The sequence below is a fragment of the Pelagimonas varians genome, from assembly GCF_003208435.1.
GTDB lineage: Bacteria > Pseudomonadota > Alphaproteobacteria > Rhodobacterales > Rhodobacteraceae > Pelagimonas > Pelagimonas varians.
Map to the genome: position 1 here is coordinate 232,095 of NZ_QKMF01000001.1, position 16,414 is coordinate 248,508.

At 57.6% G+C, this 16,414-nt stretch carries 19 protein-coding genes; 17 read left to right on the plus strand and 2 right to left on the minus strand.

All coding sequences use genetic code 11. The annotated features are described in order from the left end of the window. Nucleotides 1-3: 3 nt before the first annotated feature. Both C8N36_RS01115 and C8N36_RS01120 read right to left on the minus strand, forming a co-directional pair. Nucleotides 4-819: an isocitrate lyase/PEP mutase family protein gene (locus C8N36_RS01115; RefSeq protein WP_097802793.1), complete on the minus strand. Its 816-nt coding sequence runs from the start codon at nucleotides 817-819 to the stop codon at nucleotides 4-6. Further along, nucleotides 809-2,008 (minus strand): pyridoxal phosphate-dependent aminotransferase, encoded by a 1,200-nt coding sequence (locus C8N36_RS01120; RefSeq protein ID WP_097802792.1) that lies wholly within the window; start codon nucleotides 2,006-2,008, stop codon nucleotides 809-811. The genes C8N36_RS01115 and C8N36_RS01120 overlap by 11 nt, the downstream gene beginning before the upstream one ends. A gap of 220 nt (nucleotides 2,009-2,228) precedes the next feature. Here C8N36_RS01120 and C8N36_RS01125 point away from each other — a divergent pair, with 220 nt between their 5' ends. The 17 genes from C8N36_RS01125 (at nucleotide 2,229) to C8N36_RS01205 (ending at nucleotide 16,413) form a co-directional block, all read left to right on the plus strand. Then, a complete protein-coding gene (locus tag C8N36_RS01125) occupies nucleotides 2,229-2,630 on the plus strand; it encodes a hypothetical protein (protein ID WP_245910690.1) in 402 nt (133 codons plus the stop codon). Beyond that, a complete protein-coding gene (locus tag C8N36_RS01130; protein ID WP_097802791.1) occupies nucleotides 2,578-3,921 on the plus strand; it encodes a DNA-packaging protein in 1,344 nt (447 codons plus the stop codon). Before C8N36_RS01125 ends, C8N36_RS01130 begins: the two co-directional genes overlap by 53 nt. Before the next feature lie 175 nt (nucleotides 3,922-4,096). Next, entirely contained in the window at nucleotides 4,097-5,302 is a 1,206-nt protein-coding gene (locus tag C8N36_RS01135) for a phage portal protein (protein ID WP_097802790.1), read from the plus strand. Further along, nucleotides 5,295-5,519, plus strand: a complete 225-nt coding sequence (locus C8N36_RS01140; protein WP_245910691.1) for a GTA head formation protein, RCAP_rcc01685 family — start codon at nucleotides 5,295-5,297, stop codon at nucleotides 5,517-5,519. Before C8N36_RS01135 ends, C8N36_RS01140 begins: the two co-directional genes overlap by 8 nt. A gap of 24 nt (nucleotides 5,520-5,543) precedes the next feature. Next, a complete protein-coding gene (locus C8N36_RS01145; RefSeq protein WP_097802788.1) occupies nucleotides 5,544-6,086 on the plus strand; it encodes an HK97 family phage prohead protease in 543 nt (180 codons plus the stop codon). Nucleotides 6,087-6,113: 27 nt separating this feature from the next. Next, nucleotides 6,114-7,295: a phage major capsid protein gene (locus C8N36_RS01150; RefSeq protein ID WP_097802787.1), complete on the plus strand. Its 1,182-nt coding sequence runs from the start codon at nucleotides 6,114-6,116 to the stop codon at nucleotides 7,293-7,295. A 161-nt stretch (nucleotides 7,296-7,456) separates the two neighbouring features. Then, complete coding sequence (locus C8N36_RS01155) at nucleotides 7,457-8,050, plus strand: head-tail connector protein (protein WP_097802786.1); 594 nt, start codon at nucleotides 7,457-7,459, stop codon at nucleotides 8,048-8,050. Continuing rightward, on the plus strand, nucleotides 8,047-8,385 hold the full coding sequence (locus tag C8N36_RS01160) for a head-tail adaptor protein (RefSeq protein ID WP_097802785.1): 339 nt from the start codon (nucleotides 8,047-8,049) through the stop codon (nucleotides 8,383-8,385). Before C8N36_RS01155 ends, C8N36_RS01160 begins: the two co-directional genes overlap by 4 nt. Continuing rightward, nucleotides 8,382-8,789 carry a DUF3168 domain-containing protein gene (locus C8N36_RS01165; protein WP_097802784.1) on the plus strand — a complete coding sequence of 136 codons (408 nt, stop codon included), beginning with the start codon at nucleotides 8,382-8,384 and terminating at the stop codon, nucleotides 8,787-8,789. The genes C8N36_RS01160 and C8N36_RS01165 overlap by 4 nt, the downstream gene beginning before the upstream one ends. Before the next feature lie 23 nt (nucleotides 8,790-8,812). Then, nucleotides 8,813-9,235, plus strand: coding sequence for a phage major tail protein, TP901-1 family (locus tag C8N36_RS01170; RefSeq protein ID WP_097802783.1), 423 nt, complete (start codon nucleotides 8,813-8,815; stop codon nucleotides 9,233-9,235). Beyond that, nucleotides 9,235-9,567 (plus strand): gene transfer agent family protein, encoded by a 333-nt coding sequence (locus C8N36_RS01175; protein WP_097802782.1) that lies wholly within the window; start codon nucleotides 9,235-9,237, stop codon nucleotides 9,565-9,567. Before C8N36_RS01170 ends, C8N36_RS01175 begins: the two co-directional genes overlap by 1 nt. Beyond that, the gene (locus tag C8N36_RS01180; RefSeq protein WP_097802781.1) at nucleotides 9,554-9,781 is read left to right on the plus strand and encodes a rcc01693 family protein; all 228 of its coding nucleotides are present in this window, start codon (nucleotides 9,554-9,556) and stop codon (nucleotides 9,779-9,781) included. The genes C8N36_RS01175 and C8N36_RS01180 overlap by 14 nt, the downstream gene beginning before the upstream one ends. Then, nucleotides 9,778-10,440: a phage tail tape measure protein gene (locus C8N36_RS01185; RefSeq protein ID WP_097802780.1), complete on the plus strand. Its 663-nt coding sequence runs from the start codon at nucleotides 9,778-9,780 to the stop codon at nucleotides 10,438-10,440. Before C8N36_RS01180 ends, C8N36_RS01185 begins: the two co-directional genes overlap by 4 nt. A gap of 12 nt (nucleotides 10,441-10,452) precedes the next feature. Continuing rightward, nucleotides 10,453-11,085, plus strand: coding sequence for a DUF2460 domain-containing protein (locus C8N36_RS01190; RefSeq protein WP_097802779.1), 633 nt, complete (start codon nucleotides 10,453-10,455; stop codon nucleotides 11,083-11,085). Continuing rightward, complete coding sequence (locus C8N36_RS01195) at nucleotides 11,085-11,972, plus strand: DUF2163 domain-containing protein (RefSeq protein WP_097802778.1); 888 nt, start codon at nucleotides 11,085-11,087, stop codon at nucleotides 11,970-11,972. Before C8N36_RS01190 ends, C8N36_RS01195 begins: the two co-directional genes overlap by 1 nt. Further along, complete coding sequence (locus tag C8N36_RS01200) at nucleotides 11,969-12,412, plus strand: NlpC/P60 family protein (protein WP_097802777.1); 444 nt, start codon at nucleotides 11,969-11,971, stop codon at nucleotides 12,410-12,412. Before C8N36_RS01195 ends, C8N36_RS01200 begins: the two co-directional genes overlap by 4 nt. 2 nt (nucleotides 12,413-12,414) lie before the next feature. Continuing rightward, entirely contained in the window at nucleotides 12,415-16,413 is a 3,999-nt protein-coding gene (locus tag C8N36_RS01205) for a baseplate multidomain protein megatron (RefSeq protein WP_097802776.1), read from the plus strand. The last annotated feature ends 1 nt before the right edge of the window (nucleotide 16,414 follow it).

Genomic DNA, 16,414 nt, shown 5'->3' on the forward strand with positions numbered 1-16,414 from the left:
GCGTCATTTCGTCAACAGAGCGTCGATGGTGTCGCCGGAGATACCATTGCCGAGGCTGTCAAAGCGGCCTTCGCCAAACATTTGTTGCGCGGCGTCATGGATCGCACGGTGGGTGACACGGGCAAGGGCCGACCCGAGAGAGATACGCGCCACACCGGCCTTGGCAAAATCGCGGCGGCTGTGGGCTGTAAACGGGCCAGCTGCCAGCGCATTAACCGGAAGCGCTGTTGCGGCGCAGATTGTTGCGAGATCACTGAATTGGGGCGGTAGAGGGATGTAGACGCAATCGGCACCTGCGGCCTCATAGGCCTGAATGCGGCGGATGGCTTCGGCCAGATCGTATTGGCCGTTCATGACACCATCGGCGCGGGCCACCAAAACAAAATCGCGCGGCAGGTCGCGGGCTGCGGCGCTGGCCGCTTTGATACGCTCTGCAGCCAGATCAGCGGCGTAGGGGGTGGCGGCGGGCAGGGCGGTGTCTTCGATCGAGATGCCGGCAAGGCCGGCTTCGCAGGCAAGGCGAACGGTTTCGGCGCAGTCTTCTGGCGCGTCGCCAAAGCCGTTTTCGAAATCACCCGATACCGGAACAGAAACTGCGGCGACGAGGTCGGCGGCATGGCTGAGCGCTTCGTCGCGGGTGACATGGCCCATATCGGGGCGGCCAAGCGTGAAGGCGTGAGCCGCAGACGAAGTCGCAATTGCTGGTGCGCCCATTGCGGCCAGCATTTTGGCAGAGCCGATGTCCCAAGCGTTGGCTAGGATGAACGGATCACCGGGAATATGCAGGGCACGAAAGGCGGGACCGGGATCATGTGGCATTGCTGCGGCCTTGTGTAAGTTGTTCGGCAAACTGGCATATGGTGCGCACGGATGCGGCCAGCTTGTCATCAGCAACGGTAAGGGCGACGCGGATGTGACCGGCGGCCGAGGTGCCAAAGCTTTCGCCCGGCATGACTGCGATTTTATGTTCGGTCAAAAGCGCTTGGGCAAAGTCAAAACCGGATAGCCCCGTGGCGCGGATATCCAGCATTGTGTACATCGCGCCATTGGATGGAATCGCAGTGACGGTGTTTTGTTCCGACAGAACATCCAAAACAAGTGTGCGGCGGCGGCGGAAGGGGGTTGCGATTTGTTCTTCGAGTGCGTCCCCTTGCGCCAAAGCAAAAAGCGCCGCGTCCTGAATATAACCCGGTACGCCATAGGTGGTTGAGGTGGCGAGATCGATCATGCAGTCGATGGCTGGCTTTGGACCGATAATCCATCCGATCCGTGATCCGGTCATGGCATGGCTTTTGGACAAGGAGCCGACCACGAATGTGCGGTCCGCCATTTCGGGTAGGGCGCGGGGGCTGAGATGCGCGCCTTTCCAGATCTGGGTGTCATAGACTTCGTCCGAGATCAGCCACATGTCGTTGTCGACGCAAGATTTCGCAATCTGCTCAATGCTTTCGCGGGGGTAGACCGAACCGGTTGGATTGTTGGGCGAGTTGACTAGCAAACTGCGGGCTGCGTGGGTTTGGGCCGCAGCGTTTATTGCCTCGGGATCGGGGAGAAACGCATCCCGCGCTCGTGTTTGAATTGCTACAGGTTTTGCAGAGGCCGCGCGAATAGTCCCCGGATAGGTGGCGTAGTATGGATCGATGTAAAGCGCGGTGTCGCCGGGTGAACATGCGGCCATGTGGGCGGCAAACAGCGCGGATTGGCCTCCGGGGGTGATCAGAACATTGTCGGCAGATGTAGGTACGCCGGTGCGGGCTTGAACACGGGCGGCAACAGCGTCGCGTAGCGCAGGCACGCCCGGTACAAGAGCATAGCCGGTTTGGCCGCTACGCGCGGATCGATGCATAGCGTCCAAAATGCTGTCATCGGTTAGGATATCATGCTCGCCCTGCGTCAGCTCGGTGACCGTTTCTCCGGCGGCAATCATCTGGCGCGCGCGATTGAATACTTCCCAGCCATCCGAGCCGCCACCGGTGATGGATGTGATCCGTGTCGATAGTTTTGCCATGCCGGTTCCCCCTTTGTGTTGCGCCCCTGATGCCAGAGCAAGAGCAGGAGTGGCAAGAGGAGACACGCTTTCAGTAATACATTGTTAATTTTAATTAACAGTATCAGAATGTTACGACCGTGCCCCAGATTGACCGAACGTCGGGCGCGCCGTACATTCCCAAACATGCTGGACGAGGTATGACAGCGGCCCTTGGATCAACCTCCCAAGGTCCGGTTTCATGCCCTGCGCCCTGGAGGGGGCAACCTTACAGGCAAAAAAGGTGTCGAGCATGGAAAGAGCAGAAAAAGATCCGGTTTTGATCCGGGCGAAAGAAGATGTTCAGCGACTCGAAGAACAGCGCGAAGAAATTGCGCAGGAGCTGGATGACCTAACCACGGAAATCCGTGAGTTGAGGGCACGCATCAGGAATGGAGATCCCGATAGGAAAGGCGAGTCCGGCAAATTGCTGGGCGATGTGAAATATTGGCTGAAGGCAGCCCGAGAAACGGAGTGTGAGATTGATGCGATCAGACGAAAAGAAAGCGAGATCACCGGAGAATACGGACTTGATCTTGAAGCGGCCCGACATGAGATCGGGTGCCGTTTGGCTCGCCTCCGCCCCTGCGACGGTGAAAGATGAGTTCTTGAGGGAACTATCGGTAGGGGGGCGCATGGCGCTCCCCTATCTATTTGAATTTTGGGCGCATGCGCATCAGCTGCCGCCCGAGGGAGATTGGCGGGCTTGGGTCATTCTGGGCGGGCGCGGAGCAGGCAAAACGCGCGCGGGGTCAGAATGGGTGCGATCAATGGTGGAGGGGGCGCGGCCGCTGAGCAAAGGTAAATGCAAGCGGCTGGCGCTGGTTGGGGAAACCTTTGATCAAGTCCGCGAAGTGATGATTTACGGCGACAGCGGGATAATGGCCTGTTCGCCGCCGGACAGAAGACCCAAATGGGTGGCTTCGCGTCGTTGTTTGGTCTGGCCGAACGGAGCCGAGGCAATGGCGTTTTCAGCGCATGACGCCGAAGGGCTACGCGGGCCGCAATTTGACGGCGCGTGGGTTGATGAATTGGCCAAATGGAAAAAGGCACGTGAAACTTGGGACATGCTGCAATTTTGTTTGCGCTTGGGCGATCATCCGCAGGTTTGTGTCACAACGACGCCGCGCAACGTGGGTGTTCTAAAGGAATTGTTGGAACTGTCGTCAACCGTGGTCACACGGGCTGCCACTGAGGCGAACGCCGCCAATTTGGCGAAGACATTCCTTGACGAAGTGCGCGCCCGTTATGGGGGATCGAAACTGGGCTTGCAGGAACTGGACGGGGTGTTGCTCGATGAAATCGAGGGCGCTTTGTGGACACGTGAGGTGTTTGATGCAGCACGGGCGGGCAAGCTGCCGGAGTTTACGCGAATAGTCGTGGCGGTTGATCCACCAGCCGGCGAGGGCAAGACCAGCGATGAATGCGGGATTGTTGTGGCGGGCGTGGTGCAAGACGGTCCGCCGCAAGACTGGCGGGCCTATGTGCTGGAGGATGCAACGGTTCAGGGCCTGTCGCCCTTGGGATGGGCCCAAGCGACTGTGGATGCAGCCAAACGCTGGGAAGCAGACCGAGTGGTCGCTGAGGTGAATCAGGGCGGGGCCATGGTGACCGAACTTTTACGGCAGGTTGATCCGATGGTATCGGTCAAATCTGTCCATGCAACGCGCGGCAAGTCTGCGCGGGCGGAACCGATTGCGGCGCTGTACGAGCAAGGTCGCGTGCGTCACTGTCGCGGGCTGGAGGATCTGGAGACACAGATGTGTCTGATGACTCATGCCGGATTCGAAGGTGCGAACAGCCCCGACCGTGTGGATGCAGCCGTTTGGGCCTTGACCGAGCTGATGTTGCAACCTGCCGGTTGGCAGTTGCCTCAAGTGCGTACGCTGGGGTGAGATGGTTTTAACTTTGGAAATCTAAGTTGGTTTTCAAGACGAAGGGCGACCTTCGAAACAGGTATCCAGAGGATGTGAAACAGGTGGTTTCGACACAGCGGGCAAGGCAAAACGCTTTGCCCGCAGGGGAGAGATTTGCCCGCATCATATCCGCCAAGGAATAGGAGCGAACGGCATGGTATTCGATTTTCTGCGACGGGCCCGAACACAGCAGGCTGCAAGCGCGGACGCCCCGGAAGCCAAGGCATCTGCCACCGGACGCATTGTTGCGCAGGTGAGCGGTGGCCGGGTGGCTTGGTCGCCGCGCGATACGGTCTCTTTGACCAAGCAAGGCTTTGCTGGCAATCCGGTTGGCTTTCGCGCGGTGAAGTTGATCGCAGAAGCGGCCGCCGCGTTGCCCTTGATTTTGCAAGATTCTGAAACGCGATATAGCGAGCATCCGGTTCTGAATTTGATTGCCGGTCCCAATCCGGCGCAGGGCCGCGCCGAGTTGTTTGAGGCGCTCTATGGGCAAATGCTGTTGTCTGGTGATGGCTATATCGAAGCGGTTTCCGGCGAACAGGGGGTGCCTTTTGAACTGCATGTTTTGCGATCGGACCGGATGCGGGTTGTGCCGGGGGCGGATGGTTGGCCCGTAGCCTATGAATACGCGGTGGGCGGGCGCAAACACCGTTTTGATGTGAGCGGTCCTATTTCGCAGATTTGCCACGTGAAGAACTTTCACCCCCAAGACGACCATTATGGATTGTCACCGCTGCAAGCGGCTGCCCAAGCCGTGGATGTGCACAACAGTGCCAGCCGTTGGACCAAGGGGTTGCTGGACAATGCTGCCCGCCCGTCGGGGGCCATTGTTTGGAAAGGGGCAGAAGGCCAGGGGCAGCTGAGTGCCGAGCAATTCGACCGTCTGACCCATGAAATGGAAAGCATGCACCAAGGGGCCCGCAACGCGGGGCGTCCAATGTTGCTGGAGGGGGGGTTGGATTGGAAGCCGATGGGCTTTTCCCCCAGCGACATGGAGTTTTTGAAAACCAAGGAAGCCGCCGCACGTGAAATTGCCACGGCCTTTGGGGTGCCGCCGATGTTGTTGGGGGTTCCCGGCGAGGCAACCTTTGCCAATTACGCAGAGGCGCAGCGTGCGTTCTACCGTCAGACTGTCTTGCCATTGGCGACCAAGGTTTCGGCGTCGATTGGACGTTGGCTGTCGGGGTTCATCGGCGAAGAAGTGTCGCTGAAGCCGGACCTGGATCAGGTGCCTGCGCTGGCGTCGGAGCGTGATGCGCAATGGAACCGCGTGACGACAGCTGAATTCCTGACCGCAGCTGAAAAACGTCAAATTCTGGGACTGCCGGCCTTGGCAGACGAGGAGGCGGGCGGTGACTGAGTTGCGCACAAAGGAGCCATTCGCCTGCGCCCCTTCCATGCGGCTGGAAAGCCATGAACGGGTTAGCAAGCTGCAATTCGAGGCGTTGAACGACAAGTTCAGTCGCATCGAGGGGCTCATTGAACGTCTCGAAAAACGGTTGTGGTTGGCAGTGTACGGAGTCGCGGGGGTCATTTTGGCTCAAGCCTTTCTTGGCCTGATGAAAGTTGCGCCTTGAGCGCTGGTGAGAAAAGGACGGAACATGGATCTGGAACACAAGTTCTGCCGCTTTGATGCGGATGTGACCCTTGTCGAAGGGACCAAGATTGAGGGCTATGCTTCTCTTTTTGGGGCCTGCGATCAAGGCGGTGATGTGGTGACAAAGGGGGCCTATGCCCGGTCGCTGACCAAATTGTCTGGTGATCAGCGGGCGGTGAAAATGCTGTGGCAGCACGACCCTGCACAACCGATCGGGATCTGGGACGAGGTGCGCGAAGACGACCGCGGTTTGTATGTCAAAGGCCGCTTGCTGGAGAGTGTCGAGCGCGGCCGCGAAGCCGCCGCGTTGATTGAGGCGGGCGCGATTGACGGCCTGTCGATCGGCTACCGGACCGTAAAATCATCAAAGAATGACAAGGGCCAACGGCTCTTGAACGAACTGGAGCTTTGGGAAGTGTCTTTGGTGACCTTTCCAATGCTGCCCAGTGCCCGAGTGGCGGCCAAGGGGGATGACCCTGAAAGTGACCACTGGGCTGCACTGGCGGATGTCCTTGAGGACGCCCGCCGTAACCTGGCGGGCGACTGACGCGCGCCACTCATGAGGAATAGGTACATGAGTACAGCCGAGACCAAGTCTCGGACCGGGGAAGATATGCCTCCGGTCGCCCGGGTAAGTGCCGCGATGGCGGGACTAATTGGGGATTTCAGGGCCTTACAGGCTGACCTTCAAAAGAAACTACATAAACAAGAAGAGCGACTGACTATGCTTGATCACAAATCTGCCGTTGCGGCACGTCCTGTTCTGTCAACCCGCGCAGAGGTTGATGCTCCCCATCAAAAAGCCTTCGATTCCTATCTGCGTTCCGGCGACGATGATGGTTTGCGCGGCTTGGAGCTGGAAGGCAAAGCCATGTCCACGGCGGTGAATTCCGACGGCGGATATCTGGTGGATCCGGTGACCTCTGAAACTATTAAGTCAACGCTTGCGGCCACTGCGTCGATCCGTGCGATTTCGAGCGTCGTCAATGTAGAAGCCACGTCTTTCGACGTGTTGATCGATCAGAACGACACCGGCGTGGGTTGGGCCGATGAGGCCTCTTCTCCGGCTGAAACCGGAACTCCGACAATCGAGCGGATTTCAATTCCACTATACGAACTCAATGCGATGCCGAAGATTTCGCAACGCTTGTTGGATGACAGCGCCTTCGACGTGGAAAACTGGCTGGCGGGGCGGATTTCGGAAAAGTTTGCCCGCGCCGAGGCCTCTGCTTTTGTCACCGGTGATGGTGTTGACAAGCCGCGCGGTTTTTTGAACCACACCTCTGTCGACAATGGCATTTGGTCTTGGGGCAACCTTGGTTACGTGCAGTCCGGCGCTGCTGGTAGTTTGGGCGATGGCGATGCATTGATCGATTTGGTCTACGCTTTGGGCGCGCAGTATCGCGCCAGTGCCAGCTTTGTCTTGAATTCAAGGACGGCGGGCGCATTGCGCAAGCTGAAGGATGCCGATGGTCGCCATTTGTGGGCCGATGGGCTTGCTGCAAGTGAGCCAGCGCGATTGCTGGGTTATCCGGTATTGATTTCAGAAGATATGCCAGACGTCGACGCAGGGTCTATACCTGTCGCCTTTGGCGATTTTGGAGCAGGTTACACCATTGCCGAACGCCCGGACCTTCGTGTTCTGCGCGATCCGTTTAGCGCCAAACCGCATGTCCTGTTTTATGCCTCCAAACGTGTTGGCGGCGATGTAAGCGACTTTGCTGCGATCAAACTGCTGCGTTGTTCAAACGCCTAAGCGCGCAGTCACGAGATGAGAGGCGGGGGCAGGTTCCGCCTCTCACAGGGCGCGCGCAGCCGATGTTGTCCAGCAATCCCCCTCCGCCCGTGCAGCGTGGGCGGCGCGCGCCCGTCAAGGCAGGGGGATTGAGGCAAGCCTAGGGAATTCGGAGAAGAAACATGATGTTGGTGGAAGAAACTCAGGTGCCCGAAGCGGCCCTTCCGATTGATGCGCTACGGCGTCATTTAAGGCTGGGCAGCGGGTTTGCCGAAGATGATCTGCAAGACGCGGTCCTGTCTTCGTTTTTGCGCGCTGCACTTGCAGCAGTGGAAGGCCGAACGGGCAAAGCATTAATTTCTCGCGATTTTTTGGTGCGGTTTGCGAAGTGGCGCAGCAGCTCAGGTCAAAACCTGCCGATTGCCCCCGTTGAGGCGATCAACGCTGTCACATTGGTCGATCGACTAGGGAGCAATAATGAACTTCAGATCGAAGAGTTTCGTCTGCAAAAGGATCCGTTTGAACCAAAGTTGAAGCCAGTCGGATCGATTCTGCCCTCCATCCCCGCAGAGGGCGAAGCCGTGATCCAAGTGACCGCCGGGTATGGACCCAGTTTTGCAGACTTGCCCAGTGATCTTGCCCAGGCGGTGCTTTTGCTGGCGGCGCACTATTACGAATACCGTGATGAGACCGCGCTTGGTCAGGGGTGTATGCCTTTTGGGGTAACCAGTCTTATTGCCCGATATTGTGTCGTTAGACTTGGGGCAGGCGTATGAAACGGATCGCGTTGAACCGGCGGTTGGTGCTCGAATCCATGCAGCGCAGTAATGACGGTGCGGGTGGATTTATCGAAGTATGGCAGGAGCTTGGAACGCTTTGGGGGAATGTGCGCCCGAGATCGGGCCGTTTGACTGAAGGCGAAGTCGGCGCGCTGTCGGTTTTCGGATTTCAAATCAGGGTCCGCGGAGCCCCAGAGGGGCAAACGAACAGGCCGACGGCAGGACAACGGTTTCGTCTTGGAACGCGCATTTTTCGGATTGAAGCCGTGACAGAAGATGAGCCCAAGGGGGCCTATTTGATCTGCCAGTGCGAAGAGGAGTTGGCAGCATGAGTTACGCGCTTTCAGGTCCTTTGCAGACCGCTGTTTTTGCGGCGTTGCAATCGGACGGTACATTGGGTGCCTTGGTAGACAACAACATCTTTGACGCTTTACCCAGTGGAAAATTGCCCAATATTTACGTGGCCTTAGGGCCGGAAACAGTGACAGAGGCCGGTGACGGAAGTGATGCCGGAGCATGGCACAATTTCGTCGTGTCTGTGGTGACGCAAACATCCGGTTTTTTGGCGGCAAAACATGCAGCTGGCGCAATCAGTGACGCTTTGCACGAGGCGGATTTGGTATTGGGCCGAGGCCGATTGATCGGTCTGTGGTTCCGCAAGGCCAAAGCAACACGCGAAACCGGCGGACTTCGCCGGATCGACCTGACTTTCCGCGCCCGCGTGGAAGACAATTGACCTTTTAAAACGGAGTGATGGCTATGGGTGCTCAGAACGGAAAAGACCTTTTGTTAAAAGTGGATCTGACAGGCGGTGGTTCGTTTGAAACACTGGCGGGCTTGCGGGCTACGCGGATCAGTTTTAACGCTGAACAGATTGATGTGACATCGCTGGAAAGCCAGGAAGGTTGGCGTGAATTGCTGGCAGGCGCGGGTGTCAAATCGGCCAGTATCTCTGGCTCGGGTGTGTTCAAGGACGCCGCCAGTGACGAACGGACACGGCAAATCTTCTTCGATAGTGAAATCCCTGATTTTCAGGTGATTATCCCTGACTTTGGCACAGTCGAAGGTGCGTTTCAGGTGACCAGTATCGAATATTCGGGCTCTCACAATGGCGAGGCAACCTATGAGGTCTCAATGGCCTCTGCCGGAGCGCTCAGCTTTGTTGCGGCTCCGGTGGTGTGATGGCCAATCCTTGGCGGGGAGAGGTGGCGCTGACCATTGATGGAAAGCGCCACCTGATGCGGCTGACCCTTGGCGCTTTGGCTGAGTTGGAAACCCAGATCGGGAGCGGTACTTTGGTTGAATTGGTGCAAAGGTTTGAAACCGGCGGATTTAACACACGCGATGTGTTGGCGTTGGTCGTGGCGGGCCTGCGCGGCGGCGGTTGGCAAGGGCAGACCAAAGATTTGCTGGATGCCGAAATCGCCGGTGGGCCCATGGCGGCCACCCGTGCGGCGGCCGAACTTCTGGCCCGCGCCTTTATGCTGCCGGAGCACGCGGATGCCGGACAATAAACGCGGGTTTGATTGGCCAACATTAATGCGAGCAGGGATGCGCGGGCTGGGCCTGCGCCCTCAGGAATTTTGGGATTTGACCCCGGCCGAACTGCAACTGCTGCTCGGAGAAGGGGAGGGGGCGACGCCGATGGGACGCTTGCGGCTTGATGAGCTTATGAGCGCGTTTCCGGACAGCATGACCCCACAATACAAAGGAGATGCACCGCGATGACAAAAAGCGAGATGATCGATGATCTGCAAGGGCAGGTTGAGGCGTTGGAATCCTCACTTGGAGGCGCAATTGGCGTTGCAGCGCAATTTGATGACGAAATGCGCCGTGTCCAAGAGACTTTCACAACAACAGGTCAGGGCGCGGCGCGGCTTGAGCGGACGCTAAGTTCTGGCGTGACGAGGGCAATTGATGGCGTGGTTCTAGACGGTATGAAGCTGTCGGATGCGTTGAAAACGGTGGCCAACTCCATGATCGACGCGGCATGGAAGGCGGCCGTGCGGCCTGTATCGGATCATATCGGCGGCATGATGGCCAGCGGGGCGGCTGCGATGTTCGGATCCTATACGCCCTTTGCGGAGGGGGGCAGCTTTTCTCAAGGGCGGGTGATGCCTTTTGCCAATGGCGGCGTGGTTAACGGGCCGGTCAACTTTCCAATGCGCGGCGGAATGGGGTTGATGGGCGAAGCGGGTCCGGAGGCAATCATGCCACTGGCACGCGGCGCTGATGGCAAGTTGGGCGTGCGGGGTGCTGGCGGCGGCAGCCCGGTCAATATCGTGATGAATATCCAATCCCCGGATGTGCAGGGGTTCCAACGCAGCCAGTCGCAAATCGCCGCTCAGATGAGCCGCGTCTTGGGCGCTGGCGCACGCAACAGGTGATCGGAGACTAACATGTCATTTCATGAAATTCGGTTCCCAACGGACCTTAGCTTTGGCTCAGTCGGCGGCCCTGAACGGCGCACGGACATTGTGCAATTGACCAGCGGTTTCGAAGAGCGCAACACGCCTTGGGCCCATTCGCGCCGGCGGTATGATGCGGGGCTTGGGTTGCGGTCGCTGGATCATATAGAACAGCTGATTGCGTTTTTTGAAGCACGTCAAGGTCAGCTTTTCGGGTTTCGGTGGAAGGATTGGGCTGACTATAAATCCTGCGCTCCGTCACAACGACCAGGGGCTGACGATCAACTGATTGCTCTGGGAGACGGGACCAGTCGCAGTTTTCAGCTGACAAAGAGCTATAGTTCAGGGGCCGCGACCTATGTGCGCCCGATTACCAAACCCGTGGAGGGCAGTGTCGTTGCGGCCGTTCAAGGGGCGGAACGTTCGACCGGTGTGGACTTTGAGGTCGACGTGAACACCGGATTGATCACTTTTGATGTTCCACCTTTGGCGGGTGAAGAAATCACGGCTGGGTTTGAATTTGACGTTCCAGTGCGGTTCGACACGGATCGGCTTAGTGTATCAATGGCCAGCTTTCAGGCGGGTCAGGTGCCGGATGTTCCAGTGGTGGAGGTTCGGGTCTGATGCCAACAGCACAAGCACTACATACCCACTTGCAAGCCGGTGTTGCATCGGTTTGCCGCGCTTGGTCTGTCACGCGCAAAGACGGGGTTCAATTCGGATTCACGGACCATGACTGCGACCTCAGTTTTGATGGTTACACCTTCAAAGCAGACTCTGGTCTGTCGGCCAAGGCTTTGCAACAAGCCACCGGTCTGTCGGTGGACAACACCGAAGCCATGGGTGCGCTGAGTGATGCATCCATTCGCGAAGAAGACATTGCTGCCGGCCGATTTGATGGGGCCGAGGTAACGGCTTGGCTGGTCAATTGGGCAAATGTTGAGGCGCGCAGGGTGATGTTTCGCGGCTCTATTGGTGAAATGCGCCGCGGCGGCGGGGCTTTTCATGCAGAGCTGCGTGGATTGACCGAAGCGTTGGGCCGGCCAATTGGTCGAGGGTATCAAAAACCTTGCTCGGCGGTATTGGGTGATCGCAACTGCCAATTTGATTTGGACACTCCGGGGTACTTTGCGGAGGTGCCGGTTTTGGCGACTGCCGAAAATCGGGTGTTCGAGTTCGAAGGTCTGGCGGGTTTTGACCCTGACTGGTTCCAACGTGGACGGTTGGAAATTATCAGCGGTGCGGCCGCTGGCCTGACCGGCGCAATCAAGCGCGACCGATTTTCTTCCGGTGTACCGCGACGTGTGGAAATATGGGAACCCTTGCGGGCAATGGTTGCGGCAGGTGACGTGATCCGGCTTGTAGCGGGCTGTGACAAACGCATGGAAAGCTGCCGGGTCAAGTTTAGCAATTTGCTGAACTTTCAGGGATTTCCTGACATTCCAGAGGATGATTGGGTCACAGTACATCCTACGCTGGCCAAAAAACAAAACGGCGGTAGCCGTAGATGAGGGGCGTGGTGACAGCGGCCCGCGGATGGATTGGCACGCCCTACCTGCATCAAACCTCGCTCAAGGGGGCTGGATGTGATTGCCTTGGATTGTTGCGCGGGGTTTGGCGCGAAGTGATCGGGCCGGAGCCAGAGAAGATTCCGGCTTACAGCATGGATTGGTCAGAACCACAGGGCGACGAACGCCTTTGGCGTGCAGCGGTGCGCCATCTGAGACCCAAGCCATTGACGTCCGCAACGCCCGGCGATGTTTTGCTATTTCGCATGCGGGACAATGCGGTGGCCAAACACATAGGCATTCAGGCGGATATCGAAACAAAATCCGGGTCGGGGGCCTCTTTCATACATGCCTACAGCGGGCACGGTGTGATTGAGAGCGCCCTCGGCCCCCAATGGGCCAAGCGCATTGTAGCGCGGTTTGCCCTACCATTGGAGATCTAGTGATGGCGACTATCCTTCTTTCAGCTGCGGGCGCAGCACTTGGCAGTTCGATGGGCGGTTCGCTCTTGGGACTTTCGATGACTGCTGTCGGGCGCTTTATCGGTGCCTCTGTCGGGCGGTCGTTGGACCAGCGTTTGCTAGGGCAAGGGTCGGATGTCATTGAAACGGGCCGCATTGAACGGTTTCGTCTGAGCGGCGCAGGTGAAGGTGCGCCGATTGCGCAGGTCTATGGCCGGATGCGGGTCGGGGGGCATGTGATTTGGGCCACAGAGTTCAAAGAGCATGTGAAAAAATCCGGAGGCGGGGGTAAAGGCGGCCCGTCACAACCAACGGTTAAGGCCTTTAGCTATTCGATCAGCATTGCTGTTGCACTGTGCGAAGGTGAAATCACCGGCGTAAACCGCGTCTGGGCGGATGGGGCCGAAGTCCCCGTCAAGGACCTTAATATGCAGGTCTACTATGGCAGCCAAGACCAGCAGCCTGACCCCACAATGGAAGCCATCGAAGGCACCGGTCTGGTTCCGGCCTATCGCGGGACTGCTTACGTGGTAATGGAAAATCTCCAGCTTGCCAGTTTTGGCAACCGGGTGCCGCAATTCAGCTTTGAAGTCACCCGTCCGGAATTGGCCGACAGTGAAGATGTGCCTTTGGCCGTCAAAGGCGTGGCTGTGGTTCCGGGCACGGGCGAATACGGGTTGGCGACAGAACCTGTATATTTGACCTATTGGAAATTCGGGCTGGAGCTGCCGATTGACTGGATCAAATTACCGTCCAAACGCGGGGTGGTGAATGTGAACTCACCATCAGAGCAGCCTGATTTCAACACCTCCCTGACCCAGCTACAAGACGAGCTGCCAAATTGCGGGGCGACCTCCCTTGTGGTCAGCTGGTTTGGCAATGATCTGCGCTGCGGCTCGTGTGAGATAAAACCGAAAATTGAACAAAAGGAATTTGATTCCGACGACATGCCTTGGGGTGTGAGCGGCCTTGACCGTGAAACGGCGGACCTTGTGCCGACCATCGATGAACAGGTCGTCTATGGCGGTACGCCGACGGATAAATCGGTTGTTCAGGCGATCCGCCGGATGGCCGCGCAGGGCCTCAAAGTCATGTATTATCCCTTCATTTTGATGGACCAGTTGGAAATAAACGGGTTGCAAGACCCGTGGACCGGCGGCCCAGATCAACCCAGATTACCATGGCGCGGGCGCATAACATTGAGCCATGCGCCGGGGCAAAGCGGATCGCCAGATCAAACGCCTGATGCCGACAGTGAAGTGGCCGACTTCTTTGGTACAGCAAGCGCGGCTGATTTCGGGGTTGTCGATGGAACCGTTGTCTATAGCGGACCGGATGAATGGGGTTACCGCCGGTTTATCCTGCACCAAGCCGCGCTTTGCGCTTTGGCTGGCGACGTCGATGCGTTTTGCATTGGCTCAGAGATGCGCGGCTTGACACAAATTCGCGGGGCAAATGGATTTCCAGCGGTTGAACAGCTGAAACTGCTGGCAGCCGAATGCCGGGTGCTTTTGGGGACGCAGGTCAAAATCAGTTATGCGGCGGATTGGTCGGAATATTTTGGATATCACCCGCAGGATGGATCTGGGGATTTGTATTTCCATCTTGACCCACTGTGGAGCGATGCGAACATCGATTTTGTCGGTATCGACAACTATATGCCGTTGGCGGATTGGCGCGACGGAACAGAACATGCGGACGCCCATTGGGGCACCGTCTATGATACGGACTACCTGAAATCCAATATCGAAGGCGGTGAAGGCTATGATTGGTATTACGCATCGCCTGCGGCCCGCGACAGCCAAGACCGCGTACCGATTGACGATGGCGCTTATGATGAACCTTGGGTGTGGCGCTACAAAGATATTCGCAACTGGTGGGGACAACCACACCACGAGCGCCGTGCAGGAGTTCGTGACAACGCTCCGACGTCATGGCAGCCACAGTCCAAACCGATTTGGTTCACCGAATTAGGCTGTGCAGCGATCAACAAAGGGGCAAACCAACCCAATAAGTTCCTTGATCCCAAATCCTCGGAATCCTCGCTTCCGCATTATTCCAATGGTTTGCGCGATGAAACCATACAGCGCCAATATCTGCGTGCTATGTTGAGCCACTGGGGAAATGATTCAAACAATCCCGTCTCCGACATTTACGGGGGGCAGATGCTGGACATGGATCATGCCTTTGTTTGGGCGTGGGATGCGCGGCCTTTTCCATGGTTTCCTGCCAATGACACGCTCTGGTCGGATGGGCCGAATTACCGCCGCGGTCATTGGATAAACGGGCGGGTGTCTGCCCGCTCCTTGGCGTCGGTTGTCACCGAGATCTGTAATCGGGCGGGCGTCGGTCAGATCGACACCACAGGCTTATACGGCGTTGTGCGCGGGTTTGTAGAGCCCAATATCTCGGATGGGCGGCGGGCGCTGCAATCCCTGATGCTGGCGTATGGTTTTGATGCCATCGAACGCGATGGTCAATTGGTCTTTCGGATGCGCGATGGGTTGAAAGCCGTTGATATCGCTTACGAAGATCTTGCGATCAGCGATGAAATCGACGGTGACCTAAGCGAGGTCAGAGCTGCCGAAGCCGAAATGGCGGGAAGGGTGCGGCTACGGTTTGTTCTGGCAGATGCCGATCATCAGGTTGCAGCAGAAGAGGCGGTTTTGCCTGACGAAGAAACCCATGCAGTGGCGGAGTCCGAGTTGGCCTTGGCGATGACACGCGGAGAGGGCCTGCAAACCGCAGAACGCTGGTTGGCAGAGGCCCGGGTAGGGCGCGACAGCCTGCGATTTGCCTTACCGCCGTCCAAGTTATCCTTGGGGGCAGGGGATATCGTCCGCCTGCCGTCCAAGTCAGGTCCGACCTTGGCGCGGATAGATCGTGTTGACGTCATGGATCACCAGATCGTTGATGCGGTCCGTATTGAGCCCGACGTCTACGAAGCATCAGACTATGCGGAAGACAGTGTGACACTGCGGCCTTTCACACCGGCTATGCCAGTGATGCCAATCTTTATGGATTTACCCTTGATGGGAGGGGATGAGATCGCACATGCGCCGCATTTGGCCTTGGCTGCCGAACCCTGGACGGGCGCAGTTGCGGTCTATGACTCTGCGACGGATGCGGACTACTCCTTGGTTGATACCATTTCTGCGCAATCGGCTGTCGGGATCACTGAAACGTCCTTTCCAGCGGCTCAGGCAGGGTTGATCGACCGGGGTGATGCCCTGCAAGTTCAACTTCTGTCAGGGGCACTACAATCCGTCAGCGACGAAGCATTGCTTTCCGGCGCGAATTTGATGGCAATTGGTGATGGCACCTCCGGAAATTGGGAACTGTTTCAGTTTCGCGATGCCCAACTGTTGTCAGAAGATCGTTGGCTCGTTTCGCACAGGCTACGCGGTCAGGCTGGCAGCGATGGCATAATGCCAGCAGTGTGGCCGGCTGGATCATTGGTTGTGCTTCTGGATGGGGCCCCCTCGCAGATCCCGCTCAGTGCTGCGCAGCGTCGGATCGAACGACACTACCGGATTGGCCAGGCAAACAGGTCTTATGATGATGCTGTCTTTGTACATCAGGTGCAGGCTTTTGAGGGCAATGGTCTTCGCCCTTACCGTCCGGCGCATTTGAAAACGACTGTTTTGGTGGGAGAAATGAACGCGTCAGATTCCGACGCAGCAGCGAGCATGCCAACTTTGATGGCAGACTTGATGATCTCTTGGGTGCGGCGCACGCGGATCGACGGCGATGATTGGGAAGGGTTCGAGGTGCCGCTTGGGGAGGACAAGGAAACTTATATCGTACGGGTTCAGCAAGGCGACACGATTGTCCGAGAAACCCAAACCGCAGTTGCTCAGTGGACCTATAGCGCATTGAACCGGTTTTTGGATGGGATCAGTGGGCCCTTTCAGATTGCGGTGGCCCAGGTTTCTGAGCGCTTTGGCCCCGGCCCGTTTGCGGTGATCGATTGTCAACCATGAG